Origin of the sequence: Devosia sp. MC532, assembly GCF_016461625.1 — a bacterium.
Classification (GTDB): domain Bacteria; phylum Pseudomonadota; class Alphaproteobacteria; order Rhizobiales; family Devosiaceae; genus Devosia.
This window is the reverse complement of record NZ_JAEMNZ010000001.1, coordinates 81,034-105,795: the sequence shown is the minus strand read 5'-3', so window position 1 is coordinate 105,795 and position 24,762 is coordinate 81,034. Positions and strand designations below refer to the sequence as shown.

At 57.2% G+C, this 24,762-nt stretch carries 23 protein-coding genes; 4 read left to right on the top strand and 19 right to left on the bottom strand.

Going from position 1 to position 24,762, the window contains the following annotated elements; all coding sequences use genetic code 11:
* Nucleotides 1-96: 96 nt before the first annotated feature.
* Genes ntrC through dusB form a run of 3 tightly spaced genes read right to left on the bottom strand, consistent with a single transcriptional unit; the run spans nucleotide 97 to nucleotide 3,691 of the window.
* Nucleotides 97-1,548 carry a nitrogen regulation protein NR(I) gene (gene ntrC, locus JHC09_RS00500; RefSeq protein WP_199530395.1) on the bottom strand — a complete coding sequence of 484 codons (1,452 nt, stop codon included), beginning with the start codon at nucleotides 1,546-1,548 and terminating at the stop codon, nucleotides 97-99.
* Nucleotides 1,545-2,684 (bottom strand): ATP-binding protein, encoded by a 1,140-nt coding sequence (locus JHC09_RS00495; RefSeq protein ID WP_199530394.1) that lies wholly within the window; start codon nucleotides 2,682-2,684, stop codon nucleotides 1,545-1,547. The genes ntrC and JHC09_RS00495 overlap by 4 nt, the downstream gene beginning before the upstream one ends.
* Nucleotides 2,681-3,691 carry a tRNA dihydrouridine synthase DusB gene (gene dusB / locus JHC09_RS00490; protein ID WP_199530393.1) on the bottom strand — a complete coding sequence of 337 codons (1,011 nt, stop codon included), beginning with the start codon at nucleotides 3,689-3,691 and terminating at the stop codon, nucleotides 2,681-2,683. Before dusB ends, JHC09_RS00495 begins: the two co-directional genes overlap by 4 nt.
* A gap of 166 nt (nucleotides 3,692-3,857) precedes the next feature.
* On the opposite strand from dusB, the gene JHC09_RS00485 reads away from it, so the two are divergent.
* Both JHC09_RS00485 and JHC09_RS00480 read left to right on the top strand, forming a co-directional pair.
* Nucleotides 3,858-5,048: a bifunctional 2-C-methyl-D-erythritol 4-phosphate cytidylyltransferase/2-C-methyl-D-erythritol 2,4-cyclodiphosphate synthase gene (locus JHC09_RS00485; protein ID WP_199530392.1), complete on the top strand. Its 1,191-nt coding sequence runs from the start codon at nucleotides 3,858-3,860 to the stop codon at nucleotides 5,046-5,048.
* The gene (locus JHC09_RS00480; protein WP_169193880.1) at nucleotides 5,049-5,552 is read left to right on the top strand and encodes a CinA family protein; all 504 of its coding nucleotides are present in this window, start codon (nucleotides 5,049-5,051) and stop codon (nucleotides 5,550-5,552) included.
* Nucleotides 5,553-5,694: 142 nt separating this feature from the next.
* Here JHC09_RS00480 and JHC09_RS00475 read toward each other — a convergent pair whose 3' ends face one another.
* Nucleotides 5,695-6,255: a DUF1643 domain-containing protein gene (locus tag JHC09_RS00475; RefSeq protein ID WP_169193879.1), complete on the bottom strand. Its 561-nt coding sequence runs from the start codon at nucleotides 6,253-6,255 to the stop codon at nucleotides 5,695-5,697.
* On the bottom strand, nucleotides 6,252-7,154 hold the full coding sequence (gene folD, locus JHC09_RS00470; protein ID WP_169193878.1) for a bifunctional methylenetetrahydrofolate dehydrogenase/methenyltetrahydrofolate cyclohydrolase FolD: 903 nt from the start codon (nucleotides 7,152-7,154) through the stop codon (nucleotides 6,252-6,254). Before folD ends, JHC09_RS00475 begins: the two co-directional genes overlap by 4 nt.
* Before the next feature lie 75 nt (nucleotides 7,155-7,229).
* On the opposite strand from folD, the gene JHC09_RS00465 reads away from it, so the two are divergent.
* Nucleotides 7,230-7,838, top strand: coding sequence for a DUF1176 domain-containing protein (locus JHC09_RS00465; RefSeq protein ID WP_199530391.1), 609 nt, complete (start codon nucleotides 7,230-7,232; stop codon nucleotides 7,836-7,838).
* Nucleotides 7,839-8,134: 296 nt separating this feature from the next.
* On the top strand, nucleotides 8,135-9,610 hold the full coding sequence (locus tag JHC09_RS00460) for an AMP nucleosidase (protein WP_169193876.1): 1,476 nt from the start codon (nucleotides 8,135-8,137) through the stop codon (nucleotides 9,608-9,610).
* A gap of 34 nt (nucleotides 9,611-9,644) precedes the next feature.
* On the opposite strand, the gene JHC09_RS00455 is transcribed toward JHC09_RS00460, so the two are convergent.
* The 14 genes from JHC09_RS00455 to aspS form a co-directional block, all read right to left on the bottom strand.
* Nucleotides 9,645-10,010 carry a VOC family protein gene (locus JHC09_RS00455; protein WP_169193875.1) on the bottom strand — a complete coding sequence of 122 codons (366 nt, stop codon included), beginning with the start codon at nucleotides 10,008-10,010 and terminating at the stop codon, nucleotides 9,645-9,647.
* Nucleotides 10,011-10,045: 35 nt separating this feature from the next.
* Nucleotides 10,046-10,321: an antibiotic biosynthesis monooxygenase gene (locus JHC09_RS00450; protein ID WP_199530390.1), complete on the bottom strand. Its 276-nt coding sequence runs from the start codon at nucleotides 10,319-10,321 to the stop codon at nucleotides 10,046-10,048.
* The gene (locus JHC09_RS00445; protein WP_199530389.1) at nucleotides 10,321-10,764 is read right to left on the bottom strand and encodes a type II toxin-antitoxin system RatA family toxin; all 444 of its coding nucleotides are present in this window, start codon (nucleotides 10,762-10,764) and stop codon (nucleotides 10,321-10,323) included. Before JHC09_RS00445 ends, JHC09_RS00450 begins: the two co-directional genes overlap by 1 nt.
* Nucleotides 10,765-11,715, bottom strand: coding sequence for a lipoyl synthase (gene lipA / locus JHC09_RS00440; protein ID WP_169193872.1), 951 nt, complete (start codon nucleotides 11,713-11,715; stop codon nucleotides 10,765-10,767).
* Between the two features lie 121 nt (nucleotides 11,716-11,836).
* Nucleotides 11,837-13,276 (bottom strand): dihydrolipoyl dehydrogenase, encoded by a 1,440-nt coding sequence (lpdA, locus tag JHC09_RS00435; RefSeq protein WP_199530388.1) that lies wholly within the window; start codon nucleotides 13,274-13,276, stop codon nucleotides 11,837-11,839.
* Between the two features lie 23 nt (nucleotides 13,277-13,299).
* Nucleotides 13,300-13,950 carry a GDSL-type esterase/lipase family protein gene (locus JHC09_RS00430; RefSeq protein WP_169193870.1) on the bottom strand — a complete coding sequence of 217 codons (651 nt, stop codon included), beginning with the start codon at nucleotides 13,948-13,950 and terminating at the stop codon, nucleotides 13,300-13,302.
* Between the two features lie 12 nt (nucleotides 13,951-13,962).
* A complete protein-coding gene (locus JHC09_RS00425; protein ID WP_199530387.1) occupies nucleotides 13,963-15,300 on the bottom strand; it encodes a pyruvate dehydrogenase complex dihydrolipoamide acetyltransferase in 1,338 nt (445 codons plus the stop codon).
* An 11-nt stretch (nucleotides 15,301-15,311) separates the two neighbouring features.
* Nucleotides 15,312-16,691 (bottom strand): pyruvate dehydrogenase complex E1 component subunit beta, encoded by a 1,380-nt coding sequence (locus JHC09_RS00420; RefSeq protein WP_199530386.1) that lies wholly within the window; start codon nucleotides 16,689-16,691, stop codon nucleotides 15,312-15,314.
* A gap of 91 nt (nucleotides 16,692-16,782) precedes the next feature.
* Complete coding sequence (pdhA, locus tag JHC09_RS00415; RefSeq protein ID WP_182395734.1) at nucleotides 16,783-17,790, bottom strand: pyruvate dehydrogenase (acetyl-transferring) E1 component subunit alpha; 1,008 nt, start codon at nucleotides 17,788-17,790, stop codon at nucleotides 16,783-16,785.
* Between the two features lie 114 nt (nucleotides 17,791-17,904).
* On the bottom strand, nucleotides 17,905-18,303 hold the full coding sequence (locus tag JHC09_RS00410; protein WP_199530385.1) for a septum formation initiator family protein: 399 nt from the start codon (nucleotides 18,301-18,303) through the stop codon (nucleotides 17,905-17,907).
* 66 nt (nucleotides 18,304-18,369) lie between these two features.
* The gene (locus JHC09_RS00405; RefSeq protein ID WP_199530384.1) at nucleotides 18,370-18,660 is read right to left on the bottom strand and encodes a Dabb family protein; all 291 of its coding nucleotides are present in this window, start codon (nucleotides 18,658-18,660) and stop codon (nucleotides 18,370-18,372) included.
* Between the two features lie 4 nt (nucleotides 18,661-18,664).
* Nucleotides 18,665-20,944, bottom strand: a complete 2,280-nt coding sequence (locus JHC09_RS00400) for an NADP-dependent malic enzyme (protein ID WP_349236488.1) — start codon at nucleotides 20,942-20,944, stop codon at nucleotides 18,665-18,667.
* A 100-nt stretch (nucleotides 20,945-21,044) separates the two neighbouring features.
* Nucleotides 21,045-22,646: an EAL domain-containing protein gene (locus JHC09_RS00395; RefSeq protein ID WP_199530383.1), complete on the bottom strand. Its 1,602-nt coding sequence runs from the start codon at nucleotides 22,644-22,646 to the stop codon at nucleotides 21,045-21,047.
* 146 nt (nucleotides 22,647-22,792) lie between these two features.
* The gene (gene aspS / locus JHC09_RS00390) at nucleotides 22,793-24,583 is read right to left on the bottom strand and encodes an aspartate--tRNA ligase (protein WP_169193863.1); all 1,791 of its coding nucleotides are present in this window, start codon (nucleotides 24,581-24,583) and stop codon (nucleotides 22,793-22,795) included.
* Between the last annotated feature and the right edge of the window lie 179 nt (nucleotides 24,584-24,762).

The following is a 24,762-nucleotide window of genomic DNA, read 5'->3' as shown; positions in this document are numbered from 1 at the left end:
TTATGGGAGATGGCAAAGCCTGACCCAATTCGGGCAACCCTTCAAGATAAATGTTGCCAAAATGTGACAGTGCCTGTGGGCGAGCCGGTCGGAGGCCTAAAGCCCCCGACGGCTGTGCTTAACAATCTCGATGGAATGCGTGCGGATCTTCTTGCGCAAAGTGTTGCGGTTTAGCCCTAATAGGTCCGCCGCCTTGATCTGATTACCACCACAGGCATTGAGGGCCATTGCGATCAGGGGCGCTTCGACACGATCAATTACGCGCTGATACAAGCCTGCTGGCGGCAGGTTCGGCTCATATTCACGCAAGACTTCGCCAACGTGAGTCTCAACCGCCATCGAGAGATCGACGGGGCCAGCAGCCATTGTCGGCGCCGAAATGCGGTCAGCAATATTGAGCTCATTCTGAACAATTTCAGCCGAAATCTGCTCGTCGGCATAAAGCGCTGCAAGTCGACGCACGAGGTTTTCGAGCTCGCGGATATTGCCCGGCCAAGAGTAGTTCTGCATGAGGCGGATGGCTTCAGGCGAAACGGTCTTTAGCGGCTCGCCTTCGCGCTGAGCGGCACGCAGGAAGTGTGCGACCAAATCGGCGATGTCATCGGTGCGTTCGCGCAGTGGCGGCAAGCGGATGGGGACGACGTTGAGGCGGTAGTACAGATCCTCGCGGAAGAGGCCCTGGCGGATCATCTGGCTAAGATCACGGTGCGTCGCCGCAACGATACGGACGTTGGTCTTGATCGGGGTGCGCCCACCGACCATGGTGTATTCGCCCTCTTGCAAGACGCGCAGCAAACGGGTTTGCGCATCCATCGGCATATCGCCAATTTCGTCGAGGAATAGCGTGCCGCCTTCAGCCTGCTCGAAGCGCCCCGAAGACCGCGCATTCGCGCCCGTAAAGGCACCCTTCTCGTGGCCGAACAATTCAGCTTCGATCAAGTCGCGCGGAATAGCGGCCATGTTAATGGCAACGAAGGGCCCATTGCGACGCTTACCAAAGTCATGAAGCGCACGAGCGACCAGCTCCTTACCCGTCCCGCTTTCACCCGTTACCATGACCGTGAGGTCGGTCTGCATCAGGCGTGCGAGCGCGCGGTAAATGTCCTGCATGGCCGTGGAACGACCAACCAAGGGCATGGATTCTGAGGGTTCTTCCGCTTCGCGCTCAGCTTTGGTCGGCTTCTTAGCGTCGGCCAAAGCGCGCGATACGACAGACAAAACCTCAGTAATATCAAAGGGCTTAGGAAGATATTCGTAAGCACCAACTTCAGACGCGCGGATCGCAGTCATGAAAGTATTCTGGGCGCTCATCACGATCATCGGAAGCTCGGGACGGAGCTTTTTGATTTTCGGCATGACGTCGAACGCACTGCCGTCGGGCATGGCAACGTCGGTGATGAGAATATCGCCTTCGCCACGTCTCACCCAATTCCACATGGTCGAGATGTTGCCTGTGGGGCGCACTTCATACCCTGCACGGGTCAGCGCTTGGTTGAGCACCATACGGATCGCCGCATCGTCATCGGCAAGCAGAACGACATGGCTCATGAATTCGCGCCCTCTTCAGCTTCAACAGCGTCCTGCAAATCGCCTTTAGCGACCGGCAGAAGAATTCGGAAACGGGTACGACCCGGCCGGCTTTCGCAATCAATGACACCGCCGTGATCGCCGATGATCTTGGCCACCAAAGGCAGACCAAGGCCTGAGCCGTTCATCTTCGTCGTGACGAAGGGGTCGAATAGGAATGGCATAATGTCTGGCGGCACGCCGGGGCCGTTATCTTCAATCAAAATTTCAAGCGGCAGCGAAATGCGCTGCGCCACACCAGACACCGCAATGCGGATGCCGGGCCGGAAGGCTGTCGAAATTCGAATTTCGGGATTGTGTGTTTTTTCAAGGGCTTCCGATGCATTCTTGATTAAATTCAAGAAGACTTGGATCAGCCGATCGCGGTTTCCCAGAACAGGCGGCAGCGAAGGATCATACTCTTCGTAGAAGGTAATGCCGCGAGAGACGCCATTTCGAGCGAGCAGTTTGACCCGATCAAGAACGACGTGAATATTGATCGGCTCACGCTCAAGCGGGCGTTCATCGCCGAACACTTCGACGCGATCAATCAGATGAACAATACGATCGGTCTCATCACGAATGAGACGCGCCAACGGCATTTCTTCTGGCGGGATTGAGGATTCCAGCAACTGTGCTGCGCCGCGAATACCAGAGAGTGGGTTCTTAATTTCGTGTGCCAACATGGCCGCGAGGCCCGTCACCGACTTTGCAGCGCCGCGAGAAACCATCTGGCGGTCGATCTTATCGGCCATGGTGCGCTCTTGGATGAGAATGGCTACGCTGTCGTCGCTATCGGACAAAGGACTGGCAAACACGTCAGCAACGCGTTCGTCGCCGAAACGGGACGAACCAACCAAGACGCGGTACTCAGTCATTGGAGCGCGGCGCTGGATCACGCTTTCGACCAGCGAGATGATAGGCGACCCAAACGCAATAAGATCGTCTAGCGTCTGGCGCGACAGCACGCTCATTGACGCTCCGAAGAAAGCCTCAGCAGCATAATTGGCAAAGCTGATGCGCCGCTCTGCGGTGAGCACCATGATAGGCTGTGGCAGAGCCTGAAGGACAGATCGGGCTGCGATCGAGTCAACATCAGAGATAGTCGCATTTGTCATGCAGCGGCACTCCAATGGCCGGAAAATACGTCACCAATCAGTGCGATAACTGCACTCGGATTGTCGTTGTCTAGCAGAGCCTTACGGGTCGGCTTATCAAGTTGAAGATTGGCTGCGTCAGCATACCAATCGAGATGCTTGCGCGCAGCGCGCAGACCAACTTCGATGCCATAATCGCTCAGCATATTTTCGTAGTGCTCTCTGATGAGCGCAATAAGGGCGTCGCCGGTTGGCGCTTCTGGCCCCACCTGCCCCGCCAAGGCCGCCCCGATTTGCGCAACCTTCCACGGTTGCCCCTGCGCGCCACGACCAAGCATGACCGCAGCTGCGCCAGATTGCTCAAGTGCCGTTCGTGCAGTGGCGTCATCGACGATATCGCCATTGACGACGACAGGAACCGAAACACTTTCGACAACTTCGCGCACGAGCGCCCAGCGGGCCGTGCCCTTGTAGAATTGCTGGCGAGTACGGCCGTGAACGGTGATCATTTGCGCCCCTGCACTCACAGCAAGGTTCGCAATCTGGGGTGCATTGAGGCTGTCATCATCCCAACCGAGGCGCATCTTGACGGTCACCGGCTTGGATGTCGCGGCCGAAACCGCCTCGACAATAGCTAAAGCTTGGTCTGGAACGCGCATCAGCGCAGACCCGGCGTAGCCTGTCGTTACGCGCTTGGCAGGGCAGCCGAAATTGATATCGATAATATCGGCACCCGCATCTTCGGCGATGCGCGCACCCTCGGACATCCAATGCGGGTCGCAGCCCGCCAACTGGACCATATGAGGCAAGGAGCCCGCTCGCCCGAGCTTTTGAACCATGCCGCTGTGGCCGGTGGTCAAGGCCGCGCTGGCGACCATTTCTGACACAACCAAGCCCGCGCCAAACCGCTCCGCAATCTCGCGGAAGGGTCGGTCCGTGATACCGGCCATCGGCGCCAATATTGCACGATTGCGCAATGTGTGGCCCCCGATGCTCAACGGGCGTGCATTTGAAGACAAGAATTGCACCAGTTTTGGTCAGGAGTAAGGAAGTGCCTGCACAATAATCATTTTCAGTCAGGGCGCAACACGTACTGGCTGTAAAACTTGAGCAAATCAGCCCTGCTCTTGCCGCATGTCGGGAGGAGGGCTAGACCTTTAACCAATAGCGGTTCTTGTGAGTGCCTACATCGACATGTCTTCAAAATCCATAGCCGTTATCGTCGTTGCGGCCGGAAAAGGCGAACGTGCCAATGCCAATGGGATCGCCGATCCCAAGCAATATCGAGAAATCGCCGGAAAATCGGTATTGGCCAGAACCATAGAAGCGTTTCTAAGCCACGAATCTGTGACCCTCGTATTGCCCGTAATCCACCCAGATCATGCACATCGCTATGCCGATTTGGGCTTGCACCATGAACGGCTACACCCCGCAGTGCCTGGAGGAGCGACTCGTCAGGCCTCGGTGCTTGAAGGCCTAAAAGCGCTTGCCAAACTCCGCATTGACCGCGTGCTGATCCAAGATGCCGCACGTCCATTCGTTTCGCCACGCATCATAGATGATGTCATTGAAGCCCTTAAAGAGCATGACGGCGCGCTGCCGACACTTCCTACCACAGACACCATCAAACGCAGCCTCGGTGACGGACTGATCTCCAAAACCGAAGACAGAAATCTGCTGTTCGCCGCCCAAACGCCTCAGGGTTTCCGGTTCAGTCCAATCTTTTCTGCCCACATGCGCACCGGCACTGTCCGTCGAGAATTTACCGATGATGCCGAAATCGCCGAATGGGCGGGTATGCGGGTCAAAATGGTCCCTGGCGACCGCGACAATTTCAAAATTACACACCCGGAAGACTTCGCTCGAGCAGAGCGATTGCTGGCAGGAGAAACCATGTTCGAAACGCGTGTTGGCACCGGCTATGACGTGCATTATTTCGAGCCCGGTGATGCCGTATGGCTTTGTGGCGTCAAAATTCCGCACCATTCCAAGCTCAATGGACATTCCGATGCCGACGTTGGGCTCCATGCATTAACCGACGCTATTCTTGGGGCAATTGGCGCGGGAGACATCGGCATCCACTTCCCACCAAGTGATGAGCAGTGGCGTGGTGCTGCTTCTACAATATTCCTCAAACATGCGGGCAAGCTTGTCGCTGAACGCAAGGCACGTATCGTAAATCTGGACGTGACAATTGTTGCAGAAGCGCCGAGGATTGCAAAACACGCACCAGCCATGTGTGCAGTTATTGCTGAAACTCTGGGGATCTCGCCTTCGCGTGTCAACGTTAAGGCGACAACCAATGAAAAGCTCGGTTTCATTGGGCGAGAGGAAGGCATGGTTGCCATGGCCAGCGCGAGCATTGAGGTACCCAGGGAGGACTAGTTGGCTTCTAAATCTGCACCACTCAGCACTGCAAAACGGGTTATTTCGGCCCTATCGGACCGGAAGCTTTCGATTGTAACCGCTGAAAGCTGCACGGGCGGCATGATCGCCGCCGCGCTGACTGATGTTCCCGGCTCTTCAGCCGCTCTCTTCGGTGGTTTCATCACCTATTCCAACGAGGCCAAGGCGAGCATGATCCATGTGCAGCCTCGCCTCATTCAGGACTATGGCGCGGTCAGCAATCAAGTTGCCCGCGCTATGGCGGACGGCGCGCGGAACACGGCCAATGCCGATATTGCCGTGTCGAGCACGGGCATTGCCGGGCCGGATGGCGGTTCAGACAAAAAGCCCGTTGGCTTGGTCTATGTCGCGGTGTCGACAGAGCTCGCCACGGTCGTCATTGAACACCAATTCGGCGACATCGGCCGCGACGAGATCCGCAAAGCAACAGTAGAGGCCGCACTGGAGCTTGTGCTGCAGGTTGTGAGCAGCGACGACGATTGACTAGGAGTTTCGTCTGTCACCTCTGCGAAGACGGCAGCGCGGTTGTGAGGACGATGGTCCAGACCATTCGCCCGCCCCTCCCATCGACATCACCCGGCTTGACCGGGTGATCCAGCCTGCCCCCACACCAATCATAAAAGTCTTAGAAGCGCACCAGCTGCGTATCGCCACGGAGATAGAGCGGGTGTTTTGGAGAGCCATCGCCGTTCTTGCCGAAGCAATAAAGCGGCACTTTGGCGGCTTCCAGCGCACTCACCAGCTGCTGCCCGGCAGGCGCGAGCGCCTTGTTGAGCTTGCCGTGGCAGAGCACGACCCGCCCCGCCTTCGTTGCCAGACCTAATATGGTCGGCAGATTGACTGGCGACACTGCTTCCACGCCGTCTTCGAGCAGCATTTTGGGGTGTGTCGCGCGATAATCGCCGACGTTGCACTTCACCATGCCCTCAAAGCCTTCGCGGCGAGAAAATCCCCATTCGCGCGCGCAGGTTGGATCATCCACACTTGCGTCGGCGGTGGATGGGTTCATGCCAATGAACAGAATGTAGCGCTCGGGAAATTGCTCCCCGAGCCAACGGCGCATGACTTGTCTATAGCGGCCATCCTCGGAGATCACCGCATCGCCATTGACCCCGGCACCAAGGCGCAACCGCACCTTGCCGCCAGGATCGTGCGCATCCGGCTCATATCCGAAGAGATCACTCACGCCGTGAGATCGCTCGGTGGCACAAGGCCATTGATCAGCGATGCCGTTGTGATCGTATTCGCCAGAAGGCACGCAATGGTCATTGGACCAACACCACCGGGAACCGGGGTAATCGCACCCGCGACTTCTGCCGCAGCGGCGGTGTCCACGTCGCCAACGAGGCGGGTTTTGCCTTCGCCCTTTTCCGGCGCCGGAATGCGATTGATGCCAACGTCGATGACTACAGCGCCTGGCTTGATCCAATCGCCCTTGACCATGTGCGGACGGCCAACAGCGGCGACCACAATGTCAGCGGCGCGGACAACGTCGGCAAGGTTTTGGGTGCGCGAGTGCGCCACGGTGACAGTGCAATTGTCGCGCAGCAACAGCTGCATCATCGGCTTACCAACAAGGTTGGACCGACCAATGATGACAGCGTTCTTGCCTTCGAGCGAGCCGAGTTCATCGCGCAGCAGCATCAGGCAGCCAAGCGGCGTGCAGGACACGGGGCCCGGCAGGCCAATCTGCACCTTTCCGACGTTCTCGGCCGTAAAACTGTCGACGTCCTTGGCCGGTGAAATCGCTTCAATGACCTTATTGCCATCGATGTGCTTTGGCACCGGCATTTGCACCAAAATGCCATGCACGGCCGGATCATTGTTCAGCTTATGAACCAGCGCGATGAGTTCGGCTTCCGAAGCGTCGGCTGGCAATTCGTGCTTGAACGAAGCCATGCCCACTTCAGCCGTCTGCTTGGCTTTGTTGGTGACATAGACCTGGCTTGCCGGATCTTCACCCACAATCACCACAGCGAGGCCCGGCGTAATACCGTGTTCCGTCTTGAGGCGTTCCACGTGACCTGCGACCCGCTTGCGCAAGTTTTCGGCGAAGGCTTTGCCATCGATGATTTTTGCGGTCATTTTGGCCTCATTCTGGTTCAATAACGGAAGTACATCGCGAGTCCTGCGCGATGCGCACGACATAAGGGAAGAGAAATGATCCGTCCATTGCTTTGGCTGCCTTTGATAGCGCTTTCGGTCAGCGCTGCTGCCGCAAACGATATCGACCTCAGAGAAGCTGCAACCAAATTGCACCAAGCCGCGGGCGGCGAAGTCTGTTCAGAACCAGACGAGTATTTTCAGGACGACGCTTACGGGGCTTGGGAAATTTCCTATCAGCCTAGCTGGACCGACGACGAGGAGCAAAAGCAAAAAGTCACGCTCATCAGCATGTTCTGCATGGCCGGAGCCTATAATATAACCGACAGCTACTACCTCTACACCGACACCGAAGGCCTGCGTCCCATCGCTTTCGCCCAACCGGATATCGATGTTCGCTATGTCAATGATGACTATGAGGGTGAAGTCGAAGACATCTCCGTCAAGGGCATGGGCACGACCCTAGGTCTGGTCAATTCGCACTTCGACGAAGAGACGTTGACCATCACCGAATATTCGAAGTGGCGCGGCCTTGGCGATGCCAGCTCTGCCGGAACCTGGGTGTTCAGCGACGGCACATTCTCGCTGCAGAAATACGACGTCGACGCGAGCTATGACGGCGAAATGAACCCCGTTACGATCGTTGACTACTCAGGCGAAAACTAATTCCAAGAAAAGGCCGTCCCGCATTACTGCCGGACGGCCTCTGGGATCTTGCCTGCCGCACTGTTGAGGGCTTGGGGGACAAGCGGCCGACTTCACCCCGCTCATCGCTTGCATGGGTCGTTTGCCACTGCGATGAGATGCACCAGTAGATGGCTAAGAATTACGGCAAGAAAAGTAGTGCTCACGCAAGCGTGAAGGCCGGACTTATCTCCACCTACCGTTGAGCCAATGTCATACGGCGACTATAGTTGTGGCGCAGTTCAGAGAAACACTCTGATGAGTCCAATGAGGTATCCATGACCACGCTGTCTCCGCCGCGTCTCGAAAAGCAATCTTTCACAGATCCGGAGGCCGCTTGGGCATGCCTAGCCCAACTCTATCACCGCAACTGCGCCTTCATCCGCAGCCATCTCGAGGCTCTCACCAAGGGCACGGTGCCCGCTGGCCGCGTCCGCGCCTACTACCCACAGGTGGAAGTGCGTTCGACCAGCTATTCCAAGCATGAAAGCACCCTTCCCTACGGCTATCTACATACGCCGGGCATCTATCGCACCACCGTTACGGCGCCTGACCTGTTCAAGGGCTATCTCATTGACCAGTTCTCGGTGATCCTCACCAATCACGGCGGCACCATCGACATCGTTGAAAGCGACACGCCGCTGCCGTTGCACTTCGCGCTCAACCCCAATGACCATCTCGATGGTCAGGCGATCAACGCGCTGAACGTACCGCTGCGCGATGTGTTTGACGTGCCCGACCTAGCCAATACTGACGATGAGATCGCCAACGGCACCTATGTCCCGCCACGCGGTGGCCCATACCCGCTGTCGGCCTTCACAGGCCCGCGCGTCGACTATTCGCTGCAACGCCTGTCCCACTACACAGGCACCAGCCCTGAGCATTTCCAGAACTTCGTGATTTTCACGAATTACCAGTTCTATATCGACGAGTTCTGCGCCATCGCCAAAAGCCATATGGCGAAAAACCACCCAGACTATCTGAGGTTTATCGAGCCGGGGAACGTCTCGACCGACAACATGCTGACCGGAGGCGCAGTCACCGGCTCGCCACCGATCCGCACCCCGCAAATGCCGGCCTATCACTTGGTGGGTGAACGCGGTCGCGGCATCACCATGGTCAATATCGGGGTTGGCCCGTCGAACGCCAAAACCATCACCGACCACATCGCGGTTCTGCGCCCACATGCCTGGATCATGCTCGGCCACTGCGCGGGGCTCCGCAACAGCCAGGAACTGGGCGACTACGTCCTCGCCCACGCCTATGTGCGTGAGGATCACGTGCTCGACGCTGACCTGCCGCTCTCCGTGCCAATCCCCGCCTTGGCCGAAATTCAGGTCGCGCTTGAGCAGGCCGTGCACGAAATCACCGACACCGAAGGCGTCGAAACCAAGAAGATCATGCGCACTGGCACAGTCGCGACGTTTGACAACCGCAATTGGGAACTCTGGGATCAGGCCCAGATCACGCGCCAGCTCAGCCAATCACGCGCTGTGGCCCTTGATATGGAAAGCGCCACCATCGCCGCCAACGGTTTTAGGTTCCGCGTTCCCTACGGCACCTTGCTCTGCGTCTCCGACAAGCCTTTGCATGGCGAGCTAAAGCTCCCTGGCATGGCCTCCGACTTTTACCGCACACAGGTCAATCGTCATTTGCAGGTTGGATTGCGGGCGATGGAAATTCTGCGCGACCAACCCGCCGAGCGCCTGCACTCGCGCAAGCTGCGTAGTTTTGCCGAAACCGCTTTCCAGTAAACGAAATGGGCTCCCTTCGGGGAGCCCAGAGTTTTTATGGCCCGACGAGCACGAAGACGTTTCCGTCTGGCGCTTTCATCACCGCAACATGGCCGCTCTCGGTCGCAAAAGGCTCCCGAATCCATTCGACACCCGCGGCACCATGAAGCTCGGCGAAGGTCTGGCGCACGTCATCGCACAACAGCTCCACCTCGACGAGCCGAACATCAGAATTATTGCTCAAGACCATTTCTGAACTCTGAGCTTCAGGAAATTTGAGGCCAACCAAGGTCCACATTTCGCCAACTGCGAGCGGACGCTCGATGCTCCAAGCGCGAGTCAGACCAAGTTTGAGATAGAACGCCTCTGAGGCAACGATATCGTCTGTCGGAATGCAGACGCATTCGAGTTTTCTAATCATGTCGCCCCCCCCCCCCACGGATCAGTGGAGCGACGCTAGCGCGTTTCGACGATTTTGTAATCGCGTTTGATATGAGCGCTCTCTTGGCCCCACTTGGACGCCCGCACACGAGCCTGATGAGCGTCGAAAGATGCTCGGTCCGAAAACTGCTCGAAAACGCTCCACACCAGGGGAACGTCAGTTTCCTTCACTTCAAACACCAAACAACCCGGCTCGGCCAGGGTCAGTTCTATGTGCAGGGGCAGCAGTGAGCGAACGAGGGCCGCTTCGGTTTCATTTGCGCAAATGAGGCTACCGGACAGCTCGATCATCACGCACCAAACCGTCGATCAGCTTCGTCAGAAAATGCCCGCATGATCTCTTCCTGCTTGGCAGCAAAAGCTGGCTCTGCAAAGGCAGCAATAAATGGGTTGGAGATCTTAAAATCGATCTCAAATTTGACGCGCGTGCCCTGCCCTTCAGGCTCAAAGCTCCATACGCTATCGAGATAGGAAAACGGCCCATCAACCGCTTTAGCGCGAATGGTCAATGCCTCAGGATCCATGGTCACGCGGCTGGTGTAGCCTTGCGTGATGGGACCAAAAGCAATGGTCATCTTGGCGAGAACGACGGTATCCGACTGTGCTGTCGGATCGGGGCGAACCTGCATGGCTGCGCAATTCGGGATAAAGCGCGGATAGTCGTTAAGGTCCGCCACGATCTCATACATGCGCTGGGGCAAATGAGGGACGTGGCGGTCATAAAAGCGTTTCATTCAGTGACCGAGCTTCTGCATGCGGTTGGCCTTGAGGCGCGCAAAGTCTTCGCCGGCATGGTGAGACGAGCGGGTCAGCGGGCTGGACGACACCAACAAGAACCCCTTGGCCGTCGCAACTGTGGCAAACGACTTGAATTCTTCCGGCGTTACAAAGCGCTGCAGCGGATAGTGCTTCTTAGTCGGCTGCAGATATTGCCCGATGGTCAAGAAGTCGACGTCGGCCGAACGCAGATCGTCCATCAGCTGCAAAACTTCGTTCCGCTCTTCGCCCAAGCCAACCATGATGCCAGACTTGGTGAAAATGGTTGGGTCGAGTTCCTTCACCCGATCCAGCAGACGGATCGAATGGAAGTAACGCGCACCCGGACGTACCTTCAAATATTTTGACGGCACGGTTTCAAGATTGTGGTTGAAGACGTCTGGCTTTGCCGCCACGACGATTTCCAAAGCCCCTTCCTTGCGGAGGAAGTCTGGGGTCAGAATTTCGATGGTGGTCTTCGGATTGAGCGCACGGATCGCCAAAATCACATCGGCAAAGTGCTGCGCACCGCCATCGGCAAGATCGTCACGATCTACCGAGGTAATCACCACGTGTTCCAAGCCGAGCTTATTGACAGCCTTCGCGACGTTTTCAGGCTCGAGCGGATCGAGCGGCCCAGGCATGCCGGTGCGGACGTTGCAGAAGGCGCAAGCACGGGTGCAGATTTCACCCATGATCATCATGGTCGCGTGCTTCTTGCTCCAGCACTCACCGATATTAGGGCAACCCGCTTCTTCGCAAACCGTAACGAGATTGTTCTCGCGCACGATCTGCTGGGTTTCCTTATAGATTGGTGAGCCCGGCGCTTTCACGCGGATCCAGTCCGGCTTGCGCAAGACGATACTATCGGGGCGATTGGCCTTTTCCGGGTGACGCGGCTTGGCCGAATTGTCGATGAGCGTGACCATATCAGTCCTGACTGGGAAACTTCCCGTTATATCGCTCCCTTGAGCGGCGGGTTCAACCCCAACTCACTCAGCTATTGGGCTACCCCCGCCAAAAGCGGGAGCAGCAAAGCTTGTACCGAGCTTAGATGTTCAGAGCCTTACCATAGGCATCGAGCACGGATTCCTTCATCGACTCCGACAGGGTCGGATGCGGGAAGATCGTGTGCATCAGGTCTTCTTCGGTGGTTTCGAGGTTCATCGCCACCACAAAGCCCTGGATCAACTCGGTCACTTCCGCGCCGACCATGTGCGCGCCCAAAAGCTCACCGGTCTTGGCGTCAAAAATGGTCTTCACGAGGCCATCTGGTTCGCCCAGAGCAATCGCCTTGCCATTGCCCACGAAGGGGAAACGACCAACACGGATCTCGCGACCAGCTTCCGTGGCCTTAGCTTCGGTCAGACCGACACTAGCCACCTGTGGCTCGCAATAGGTGCAGCCCGGGATTTTGCTCTTGTCGAGGCCATGCACAGGCAGACCCGCGATCTTTTCGACCGTGATAACCGCTTCATGCTCGGCCTTGTGCGCCAGCATTGGTGGGCCTGCAACGTCGCCGATGGCCCAGATGCCCTCGATATTGGTCTTGCCATAACCGTCGGTGACAATGGCACCACGATCGAGCTTAACGCCAACGGTCTCGAGGCCGAGGCCCTCGGTGTTGCACTGCACGCCAACAGCCGAGATCAGCTTGTCGCCAGCGAGCTGCTGGGTCTTGCCGTCCTTGGTTTCAACGTGAGCGATAACGCCCGTCGCGGTCTTTTCGACCTTGGCCACCTTGGCTTCAGTGATGATCTTGATGCCGCGCTTTTCCAAACGCTTGCGCACGAGACCGGAAATTTCAGCATCTTCTACCGGCATGATCTGCGAAAGCAGTTCGATAACGGTCACTTCCGCGCCAAGCGACCGGTAGAAGGATGCGAACTCGATACCAATCGCGCCCGAGCCCATAACCACCAACGACTTCGGCATGGCGGCGGGTTTGAGTGCTTCAAAATAGGTCCAAATCTTGTCGCCATCGGCTTCAATGCCCGGCAGCTGACGCGGACGTGCACCAGTGGCGATAATGATATTCTTGGCCTTGTAGGTGCCCTCGCCCAGCGCATTCTTCGGCACAGGGCCCTGCGGCTGAACAATCGCCTTCTTGGTCGGGGAAACCTTGACTTCACCGGCCTTGGTGATGGTCGCTTCGCCCCAGATGATGTCGACCTTGTTCTTCTTCATCAGGAACTGCACGCCATTGTTCATCTGCGCAGCAATCGCGCGCGAACGGGCCACAATACCGTCGAGGTCAAAGCCGAACTTTTCAGCCGTAAGGCCATAGTCTTTGGCGTGGGTCATGTGACCGTAGATTTCGGCAGAGCGCAGCAGCGCCTTGGTCGGGATACAGCCCCAGTTGGAGCAGATGCCAGCCATATGCTCGCGCTCAATGATCCCCACCTTCATCCCAAGCTGCGCGCCACGAATGGCTGCGATATAACCGCCGGGACCGGCGCCGATAACGAGAAGGTCGTATTGGTCAGCCATGAGGGCCTCCACGAATTTTTGGGTCAAAGACCCAGTGTCTGTTTAACAAGCGGCACAAGACCGAGACCAATCGCGCGTGTATTCGCTTCATCGAGGTGAACACCATCACGCGGGTCTGCTTGCGCAACTGTCGAAGCGTCGAAAAAGCCCGTGTTCAGCTCAGCCGCGCGACGAGCATAATGCTCGGCGAAAAGCTGTGACTGGCTCGACGCATGCGCAAAGCCACCGAAATGGCCGATCATGTCGGCATGGTCGGTGTCACAAATATGGGGTGGCGCGGCGATGATGATTGCTGGCGCAGCAATCGCCTTGCCAGCAGCGTGTTCGCGGATGATCTGAACAAGTCGCCGGATACCAAAGGACGCCTGCAAGGCCGAGCCATTGATGGCTGGCTTGAGGTCATTGGTGCCCAGCATGATGATAACGAGATCGAGCGGGGAATGGCTTTCCAGCAAGGTCGGCAGAATGCGCCCACCATTGCGATCGCCCGGCGCAAACCAGTCGTCGCAAACGGTGGTGCGACCACCCATGCCCTCGGCAATCACCCGTGCAGCCCCGCCAAGCCCCTGCTCAAGCGCAGTCGGCCAGCGGTGTTCATAGGCGTGACGAGGGCCACCCGTTACCGGATTGGCCCCGTACGTCAGGCTGTCGCCAAAGGCGAGAATGGTCTTCATCGCCAAACCCCTTTACGCCAGCATCATCACCGGGTTTTCGATCAGGCTCTTGAACACGCCCAAGAGTTCCGCACCCAGCGCGCCGTCAACGGCACGGTGGTCACAGGAGAGCGTGACAGTCATGAACTGACCGATCTTGATCTGACCGTTTTCTGGGTAAACGCGCTCTTCGCCCGCACCCACAGCCAGGATCGTGCCATGCGGCGGGTTGATCACAGCCGAGAAGGTCTTGATGCCGAACATCCCGAGGTTCGACACAGAAGACGAACCGCCTTGATATTCCTGTGGCGCGAGCTTCTTGTTCTTCGCGCGGGTCGCCAGATCCTTCACCGCATCAGAGATTTCGCGCAGCGTCTTTGTGTCTGCCGAACGCACCACTGGGGTGAAAAGACCCCCTGGCACCGACACGGCAACCGCCACGTCCGAACGCTTGTGGTAAAGGATCGCGTCACCTGCCCAAGTCGCATTGGCCATCGGAACGCGCTGCAGCGCCACAGCCCAAGCCTTCATGACGAAGTCATTGACCGAGAGCTTGAAGGCTGGCTTGCCTTCCTTGTTCTTCGGAGCCGAAGCATTGATCTGCTCGCGCGCGGCCATGAGCGCATCGATCTTGCAATCGAGCGTCAGGTAGAAGTGCGGAACCGACTGCTTGCTTTCGGTGAGGCGCGCCGCCACGACTTTGCGCATGCCATCGGCAGGAACCAGCTCGTACGTGCCTTCTTCGTAAAGCGCCAAGACCTGAGCCTTGGTCATCCCTGCCGAAATGGTGCCGCCGGCCGATGGGGCCGAAGCCGGAGCAGAGGCAGCAGCCTTGAGCGGGGTCTTGCCCGACTTTGCCGCTTCCACGTCAGCCTTGATCACGCGGCCCTTTGGACCCGTACCCGAAACCGAACCGATTTCTATGCCGGCTTCCTTGGCGAGACGTTTTGCCAGTGGCGAAGCGAAGACGCGAGTGCCTTCAGCCTTGGCAGGAGCCGGAGCCGCCGCCTTTGGTGCTTCGGCCTTCGCAGCAGGTGCAGGCGCTGGCGCAGCCGCCGGAGCAGGTGCAGCTTCGGCCTTTGGCGCAGGCGCTGCAGCAGGAGCCGCATCTGCCGCCGAAGCCTCTTCACCGTCCTGCAGGAGAACCGCGATCACCGCGTTCACCTTGACGTTGTCAGTGCCTTCGGCAACCAAGATCTTACCGATCTTGCCTTCATCGACGGCTTCCACTTCCATGGTCGCCTTGTCGGTTTCAATTTCCGCGATCACGTCGCCGGAGGAGACGCTGTCCCCTTCCTTGACGTGCCACTTGGCGAGCTTGCCCTCTTCCATCGTCGGAGAGAGCGCCGGCATGGTGATGTTAATTGGCATCCGGCTTCTCCTTAAGAGCGATAGGTCACAGCGTTGACCGCTGCGATCACATCGTCAACGCTTGGCAGCGCCAGCTTTTCAAGATTCGCAGCATAAGGCATTGGCACGTCCTTGCCAGTCACGCGGGTCACTGGCGCGTCGAGATAATCGAACGCCTGTTCCATGACGACGGCGGCGATTTCCGCGCCAATACCACCCTGCGGCCAACCTTCTTCAACCGTCACCAGGCGACCGGTCTTCTTGACCGATTCAATGATGGTATCGGTGTCCATTGGACGGAGCGTGCGCAGGTCGATCAGTTCAACGTCAACACCAGCCGCCACCAGCTTTTCGGTCGCCAGAGTAGCGTAGCGCATGCCCATGGAGAACGACACGATGGTGACGTCCTTACCCTGACGGGCAACACGAGCCTTACCGATTGGCAGAACGAAATCATCCATCTTCGGCACGAGACCGGTGGAGTTATAAAGGATTTCGTTTTCGAGGAAGATCACCGGGTTCGGCGACTTGATTGCAGCCTTCAGCAGGCCCTTGGCGTCGGCGGCGCTGTAAGGCGCGATAACGGTCAGACCCGGAACATGGCTGTACCATGCCGAATAATCCTGAGAGTGCTGCGCGCCCACACGGGCTGCCGCGCCGTTCGGGCCACGGAACACCATAGGTGCCGTCACCTGACCGCCAGACATGTAGAGCTGCTTTGCAGCCGAGTTGATGATCTGGTCGATGGCCTGCATGCCAAAGTTCCAGGTCATGAATTCAACGATTGGCTTCAGGCCAGCGAAAGCCGCACCAACCGCGAGACCGGCAAAACCGTGTTCGGTGATCGGGGTATCGATAACGCGCTGCGGCCCAAATTCCTGCAGCAGGCCCTGAGTGACCTTATAGGCGCCCTGATATTCAGCGACTTCTTCACCCATGATGAAGACGTTGCCATCAGCGCGCATCTCTTCGGCCATGGCTTCGTTCAGCGCCTGACGAACGGTGAGTTCCACCATTTCGACGCCTTCTGGCAGGTCCGGATCGTTCTGCGCGACAAACTTTGGCGCTTCCGTGGCTGGTGCCGCCGCAACGGGCGCATCAGCGGCAGGCGCTGCAGTTTCCGTAGTGGTCGCTTCAACGGCAGCCGGAGCCGCCTTTTCGCCGGCTACTTCGCCTTCAGCCAGAATGACAGCGATCGGGGTGTTGACCTTTACGCCTTCGGTGCCGTCGGCGATCAAGATTTCCGAAACAGTGCCTTCGTCGACCGCTTCAACTTCCATCGTCGCCTTATCGGTTTCGATTTCCGCCAGCACATCGCCAGACTTTACGACATCACCAACTTTTACCAGCCACTTGGCCAGCTTGCCTTCTTCCATAGTGGGAGACAGGGCGGGCATGAGGATTTGGGGCATATTTGCTCTCCAGAATTTCTAACGCCGGGCTTTTTGAAGCCGCACGGCGAAACTCAATTTGTTTGGGGGCTCGGCACGCGGCCGAGCCGGCTCATGCCTCGATAGTGATATCGGTCCAGAGCTCCTTAGGATCGGGCTCTGCATCATTGGTCGCGAAATCCGCCGCTTCAGTGACGACAGCGCGGATATCGGTTTCGATCTTCTTGAGATCATCTTCCGTCACAATACCGGCTTCCAGCAGACGCGCACGGACCTGTTCGATTGGGTCGCGTTCCTGGCGATACTTGGTTACTTCGTCCTTGGAGCGATATTTCGCTGGATCGGACATGGAGTGACCACGGTAACGGTAGGTCAGCATTTCAAGAATGAACGGGCCCTTGCCCGAACGGGCATGCTCGATGGCGCGCTTGGCGGCATCATAGACCATGCGGACGTCCATGCCATCGACCTGCTCGCCGTCGATGCCGAAGGAAGCGCCGCGCATGGAGAAATCGGTAGTTGCAGCAGCACGCTCAATGGAGGTCCCCATGGCGTACTTGTTATTTTCGATCACATAAACGACCGGCAGGTTCCAGAGCTTGGCCATATTGAAGCTCTCATAGACCTGACCTTGGTTGGCCGCGCCGTCACCAAAATAGGCAATCGAAACGCCGCCATCACCCTTGTACTTATTGGCAAAGCCCAGACCGGTGCCGAGCGCAACCTGCGCGCCCACGATACCGTTGCCGCCGTAGAACTTGTGCTCATTCGAGAACATGTGCATCGAGCCGCCCTTGCCGCGCGACAGACCGCCCTGACGACCAGTCAGTTCCGCCATGACGCCCTTCGGGTCGAGACCCATGACCAGCATGTGCCCGTGATCACGATAGCCAGTGATCTGCGCATCAAGGCCCTTTTCCGAGGCCATGGTGATGCCAGTGACAACAGCTTCCTGACCGATATAAAGGTGGCAGAAACCGCCGATCAGGCCCATGCCATACATCTGGCCGGCCTTTTCTTCGAAACGCCGAATAAGCAGCATTTCGCGGAACGCTTCGAGGTCCTGCTCGCTAGAAAACTGAGGGACGTTGGGCTGTGAGGCCGTTGCCTTGCGCGCCATGCTGCACTCCGCTTGGGTCGGGGTCGTATGCGATTGGCCCATCAGGCCATTTCACGCACCTTACCGCAAGCGTCTCTGTAATAACATTCCGCAATGCGGTTTCAAAAAACACTACTAGAGCGTTGAATCCGCTTCAATAATCGACCTTAACTCGGAATCGATTAATTCTTGGAATTTACCGGAAACTGGTTTACCGTTGTCAGGGTTCACCATCACCAAAATATCGTCGGCATGCGCCATGTTGAGCAAGGCCCGCGCCCGCTCAGTGATGAGGTCGGGATCGAGATGCTTTGGGTTCATCAACTGAACGCGATGCTTAAAGGCGTCGATCTCGGCCTGCAGCGCCGAGGATTTATCCTCTAGCACCTGAATGTCCTCAATTATCTGAGCACGATTTTCGATGCCGAACTGCCCGGAAATAGCCGAATAGCCAAGATACCCCTGCACGCCGAGCAGAGCCGCTGTCAAAGCAAGATGGCGCCAGAACGGCGGGCGTTTAAGACGTGTTGGCATGGCGAAACCTTATAGATACGCCATTATCCGCGACGAGCCTTAATGTCCGGTTAGGGACCACACAGCTTATAGCGCTGCGTAGTCGATCTCTTGGAACCGCAACACTTCGGGCACCCACCGATCCCGCACGAAAGCGACGTGATGCGGGTGGTCGTTATAGAATTGATAGGCCTCAGAATTTGCAAATTCCATTGAGAACCCAAAGGCGAAGTCCGCCTTGGGGCTGACCTGACGGAGCTGCTCGAAAGCTTCAACACCCGGAATATCCGCAAGAATTTTCGCTGCACTCAGAAAGTCGGCCTCTTCAGCAGAGCCCGACTCATGACGCAGAGTGAAAACAACCGTATGACGGATCAAAGCTTTACCCCTGTACAGCTTCATTGGCCGCAATAGCAGCCATGTTGACGATACCACGACTGGTCACTGAGGGTGCCAGAATGTGGGCTGGAGCTTTGGTCCCCATCAGGATCGGCCCAACAGCCAGAGCATTGGTCATCTCCTTGAGCAAGGTTGCAGACAAGTTCGCAGCGTCGAGATCTGGGAAGATTAGGAGATTGGCTTCGCCCTTAAGCACCGAATCCGGAATGTAGCGCTCGCGCAACTCTTCGTTCAGCGCCAGATCGCCCTGCATTTCGCCATCGACAATAAAGTCCGGCGCGACGCGTTTGAGCTTCTTGTAGACCTCGCGCATTTTGTAAGCGCTTTCGCCATCGCGCGACCCAAAGTTCGAATAGCTGAGCAAGGCGGCTCGCGCCTCGATGTTGAAGCGCTTGAGATGCTGACGCGCCTGCAAAGCAATAGCCACGATCTCATCAGCACTTGGGTTCTGATTAACGTAGGTGTCGGTGAGGAAGAAGGCACCGCGCGGCATGATCAGCATGGAAAGCGCTGAAACCGTGTTCAGCCCGTCCTGCAAACCAATGACAGAGCCAATGTCGCGGGCATGTTTGATAAACCGCCCTTGCAAGCCACAGAGCATCGCATCAGCCTCGCCGCGCTTTACGGCCAGCGCGCCAATCACCGTCGTATTGGTGCGCACAATATGGCGCGCTGTGTCGGGCGTCACGCCATCCCGGCCAACCAGTGAATGGAAGAGACTGACGTAATCGCGGTAACGCGGATCGTCTTCGGGATTGATGACTTCAAAGTCCCTGCCCGGCTTAATCGACAGACCGAAACGTTCGATACGCGCTTCGAGAACCGCCGGACGGCCGATCAGAATTGGCCGCGCAATCCGCTCTTCGAGCAACACTTGAGTGGCCCGCAGGACGCGCTCATCTTCACCATCGGCGAAGGCCACGCGCTTTTCCTGCCCACGCGCCCGATCAATGATCGGCTTCATCACGAGGCCCGAGCGGAACACAAAGCGATTGAGGCTATCGAGATAGGCAGCCCAATCTTCAATCGGCTTCTTCGCGACGCCCGTGTCCATCGCAGCGCGCGCCACAGCCGGCGCAATGCGCAAGATCAGGCGCTGATCGAAGGGATTTGGGATAATGTGTTCGGGGCCATAAACGGCAGGCGCGCCAGAAGGCGAAACTTCCAGACCCGGTTCGTGCGCTAACTTGGCAATCGCCCGCACTGCAGCCAGCTTCATTTCTTCGTTGATCGTGGTGGCATGCACATCCAGCGCACCACGGAAAATGAAGGGGAAACAGAGGACGTTATTGACCTGATTGGGATAATCCGAGCGCCCAGTACACACCATGGCGTCTGGACGAATTTGCTTTGCAACTTCCGGCATAACTTCCGGCGTCGGATTAGCCAGAGCCAGAATGAGTGGATTAGACGCCATCTTGGCAATCATCTCTGGCGAGAGCACGCCGGGAGCGGAGAGCCCCAGGAAAACGTCTGCGCCGTCGATTACTTCTGCCAGCGTTGTCGCCTCAGAGGTCCGGCGGAATCGCGACCGCCATTTGTCATTCACGTCGTTGCGCGTGTGCGTGACCAGACCGTCTTTGTCGGCCACCCAGATGTTTTCGATTTTTGCGCCAAGCCCAACCAGAACATTAAGGCATGCAATGGCCGCTGCCCCTGCCCCTGATGTGCAGATTTTGACGTTTTCAATACGCTTGCCCGCCAGCTCCAAGCCGTTGAGCACTGCGGCACCGACAATGATTGCCGTCCCGTGCTGATCGTCATGGAACACCGGGATTGGCATGCGCTCGCGCAGCTGCTCTTCGATTTCGAAGCAATCGGGCGCGCGAATATCTTCGAGATTGATGCCGCCAAATGTCGGCCAGAGCGGCGCTACCGCGTCAATGAACTTCTGTGGGTTTAGCTCGTCGATTTCGAGATCGAAGACGTCGATGCCTGCGAACTTCTTGAACAGAACCGCTTTGCCTTCCATCACAGGCTTAGATGCCAGCGCACCAATATTGCCTAGGCCGAGCACAGCAGTTCCGTTGGAAATCACTGCAACAAGGTTTTGCCGCGATGTGTAGCGGGCCACGCTATCGGGATTGGCAGCGATCTCCTCGCAAGGCGCAGCAACGCCTGGGGAATAGGCGAGCGCCAAGTCGCGCTGATTGCCCAAAGGTTTTAGCGGCTGAATCTCGAGCTTGCCGGGTTTGGGAAACTCATGAAAATGCAACGCTGCATCACGCAGCGCTTTGCGCTGTTCATTCACATCCGAGGACACGACTTATCTCCCAAACTCTCGTCTGGGAGCGTACGTGCCACCGATTCACGGCAATGAAAAGACCAAGTGCGGCATTTTGTGTCGCACCAATGCAATCGGGTTAATTGGCTGTCGCGACCCGTGCGAGAACGTCACGCGCATTTCCACCCGAGCGATGGAGGGCCGTGGCCAATTCAATGAAGATCTTAGCCTTCAGTGCAGGTGCAAAAATATAGCCCTGAGCATGAACGACGCCATGCGCGCGAAGGTAGAGCGCTTGCTCCTCCGTTTCGACGCCTTCAGCAACAATCTCGCAATCAAGGTCTTTGCCCATGGCAATCAGGCCATCGAGCACTGGCACCTGGGTGGTGTCTTTCTTGATCATATCGACAAAGATGCGATCGATCTTAATCACGTCAACGCCAAGCGTTGCGAGGTACGCAAGGTTTGAGTGCCCCGTACCGACGTCATCCATCGCCAGACGGCAACCCAGCGCGTGGAGACCTGAAATCACGCTGGTCGCGGCCAGTGTGTTGCGCAGCGGACGGCGCTCAGTGATTTCAAAAACCAGCTGACGGTAGCTAATCGGCGAATTGCCAAAAATAGCCTGAACGTCCTCCACAATCCCGCCATCGCGGAAATGGCCTTCAAACAGATTAATGGAGATCTTGAAGTTCGGGATCGTTTTGCAGAGTTCCGAGAGATCGCCTCGAACCTGCTGCATCAGCGACACAGTCATGGGGATGGCGAGGCCGGTATTCTCAGCGTATTCGATAAAGCTGTTCGGCGGGACAACACGGCCATTAGGCTTTTCCCAGCGGCACAACACCTCACAACCAACCAGATCGCCCGTGCGAAGATTGATGACGGGCTGGTAATACGGCTTGATTTCATTCCGCTCGATTGCACGTTCCAGATTGAAAGCGGGAACGCGGGAGCGACGGAAATAACTCAGGACCCCGAGCAAGAACGCGCCGCTGAGCAGTGCCGCAAGAACGGTAAAGACGAGGTCCAAATCGCGGTAATGCGAACGGGCAACGTCAAACGGGATCGCAAGCTCAACCTTAATCGGGAACTGAGAGGCGTAACCTGCAGCGAGAATAAAGTCGTCCGGCGCCTTGTCGGCCTCAAACTCACCGCTCGTCCCCAGCACCAAAATAGGTTGGTTATTGGTCAGCGAGAACCGCTTCATCGTTGAAGGCGCCATGGTCCGCAGATGCGATTCAATGCTCTGTGGAAGAAGCGGCACAAACACGGAGAGCTTGCGAGTTTCCCCGATCTCCTGTGTGACCTTCAAAACAGGCGCGTCCATCGCGCCATAGCGCACGACAGTCAGTGTCTCGGACTGGCCTGGAATTGGCAGCGCTGTCGAAAGCGGAGCATAGCTGACGCCTGTACCGAACGCGTCGCAATACTGGGTGCCATCACTATTCTCGACGACGAATTGAAGCACGCTGACATTGTTCTGAACCGCCGCCTGAGCGTTCTGCACAAAGGTCTGTGCGCACAAGGATGGGCTGTCGGACGATACTTTGCGAAGCGCGGCTACACCCTCTGAAGCCGAGGACGCAACAGTGGAACTGTCCACGCTGACGTGCCGCTCGGCCACCGACTTTTCCTGATGCTCTACATAGGCGTCGATGACAAAATCGACGGCGACGATTGGCACCAGCGCTACGGCCGCGCCGAGTAACATCAGCAGGTGCGAGATGTTGAACTTCACGACCGAGAATCCGTTTCAGAGGAGAACGTTAGCTTTTTATGCCGTGTTGGCTTTCCGAGCAATTAACACATGGTCGGGGGGCCAGCGTATGCACAAAACAAAAGACGCCCCGGAGGGCGTCTTTCAAAAAACACTTCGCGTGAAGCTTAGCTTTGTACGTTCAAGCGGATGCTGAGCTCGCGCAATTGCTTGTTGTCCGCTGGGCTTGGCGCGCCCATGAGTAGGTCTTCAGCCTGCTGGTTCATCGGGAAGGCCGTGATTTCACGCAGGTTTTGCGCGCCACACAGCAGCATCACGATACGGTCGATACCAAAGGCTGCACCACCATGCGGAGGCGCGCCGTACTGGAACGCACGATAGAGACCACCGAACTGCTCTTCGACTTCCTCACGGCTCTTGCCGGTGATTTCGAAGGCCTTGACCATGGTTTCCGGCTCCTGATTACGGATCGAGCCAGAAGCAATTTCAAAGCCGTTGCAGACAGCGTCGTACTGGTAAGCCTTGAGCGAAAGCGGATCAGCCGAGTTCAGGGCGTCAATGCCACCCTGCGGCATGGAGAACGGATTGTGCGCAAAGTCGACGCGCTTTTCTTCTTCGCTCCACTCGTAGAATGGGAAGTCGACGATCCAGCACAGTGCATACTGTTCGGTGTCGACGACGCCGAGATCGGTACCGACCTTGGTGCGGGCTTCACCTGCGAACTTGTAGAACTTCTCTGGGCGACCAGCGACGAAGAACACAGCGTCGCCGTCGGTCAGGCCGAGCTGCGCCGCGATAGCAGCAGTGCGTTCTTCACCAATGTTCTTGGCAATCGGGCCAGAACCAGCACCTTCCTTGAAGAAGATATAGCCAAGGCCTGGCTGACCTTCGCCCTGCGCCCATGCGTTCATACGATCGCAGAAAGCACGGCCGATTGGCTCAGCACCCGCCTTGTTCTTGGCCGGAACCGCCCAAACTTCAACCTTTGGATCGGCTTCGATCTGGTTTGCAAAAACCTTGAAGCCTGAACCAACGAAGTGCTCGGTAACGTTCTGCAGCTCGATCGGGTTACGCAGGTCTGGCTTGTCCGAGCCATACTTACGGATCGCGGTATCGTAAGGAATACGCGGCCAGTTCTTGGTGACGCGCTTACCTTCAGCGAACTTTTCGAACACGTCGGTGATGACGGGTTCAACTGTGTTCCAGACGTCTTCCTGAGTGACAAAGCTCATTTCCAGGTCGAGCTGGTAGAACTCGCCCGGCAGACGGTCTGCACGTGGATCTTCATCGCGGAAGCATGGTGCCACCTGGAAGTAGCGGTCAAAGCCAGCAACCATCAGCAGCTGTTTGTACTGCTGCGGAGCCTGCGGCAGCGCGAAGAACTTACCGGGGTGGATACGGCTTGGCACGAGGAAGTCGCGCGCGCCTTCTGGGGACGACGCGGTCAGAATCGGGGTCGAGAATTCGGTAAAGCCAGCGTCACCCATGCCCGAACGCATCGCCGAGATAACGCGGGTGCGCTTCAGGATGTTGTTGTGCAGCTTCTCACGACGCAGGTCGAGGAAGCGGTAACGCAGGCGAATGTCTTCTGGATATTCCGCGTCGCCGAAAACGGGCAGCGGCAATTCCTTGGCAACGGACAAAACTTCGATGTCGCGGATGAAAATCTCAATCGCGCCAGTCGAAATATTGGTGTTCACAGCCGATGGATCACGTGGCTTCACTTCGCCATCGATACGCAGAACCCATTCAGAGCGCACTTTTTCAGCGGTGCTGAATGCAGCAGAATCGGGGTCGATCACGCATTGGGTGATGCCATAGTTGTCGCGAAGGTCGATAAACAGCAGACCGCCGTGATCGCGAACACGGTGCACCCAGCCCGATAGGCGCACATTATTGCCAGCATCATTCGCTGTGAGGGCACCACAGGTGTGGGAACGATAGCGATGAAGTGTCATGTCAATGCTCGGAAATAGCTTACGGGAAGGCCGGAAAGGCAGTCGGGAAAAGCGCATGGCCACTCCCATCTGTCAAGCTCGGGGGATTAGCGGCTTTCCCCCGCTACAAGCAAGGAAAATCGACGGTGGAGCTATTGAGAAGACCCTGATAGGAAGAATATCGACCATAGTAAGACGGT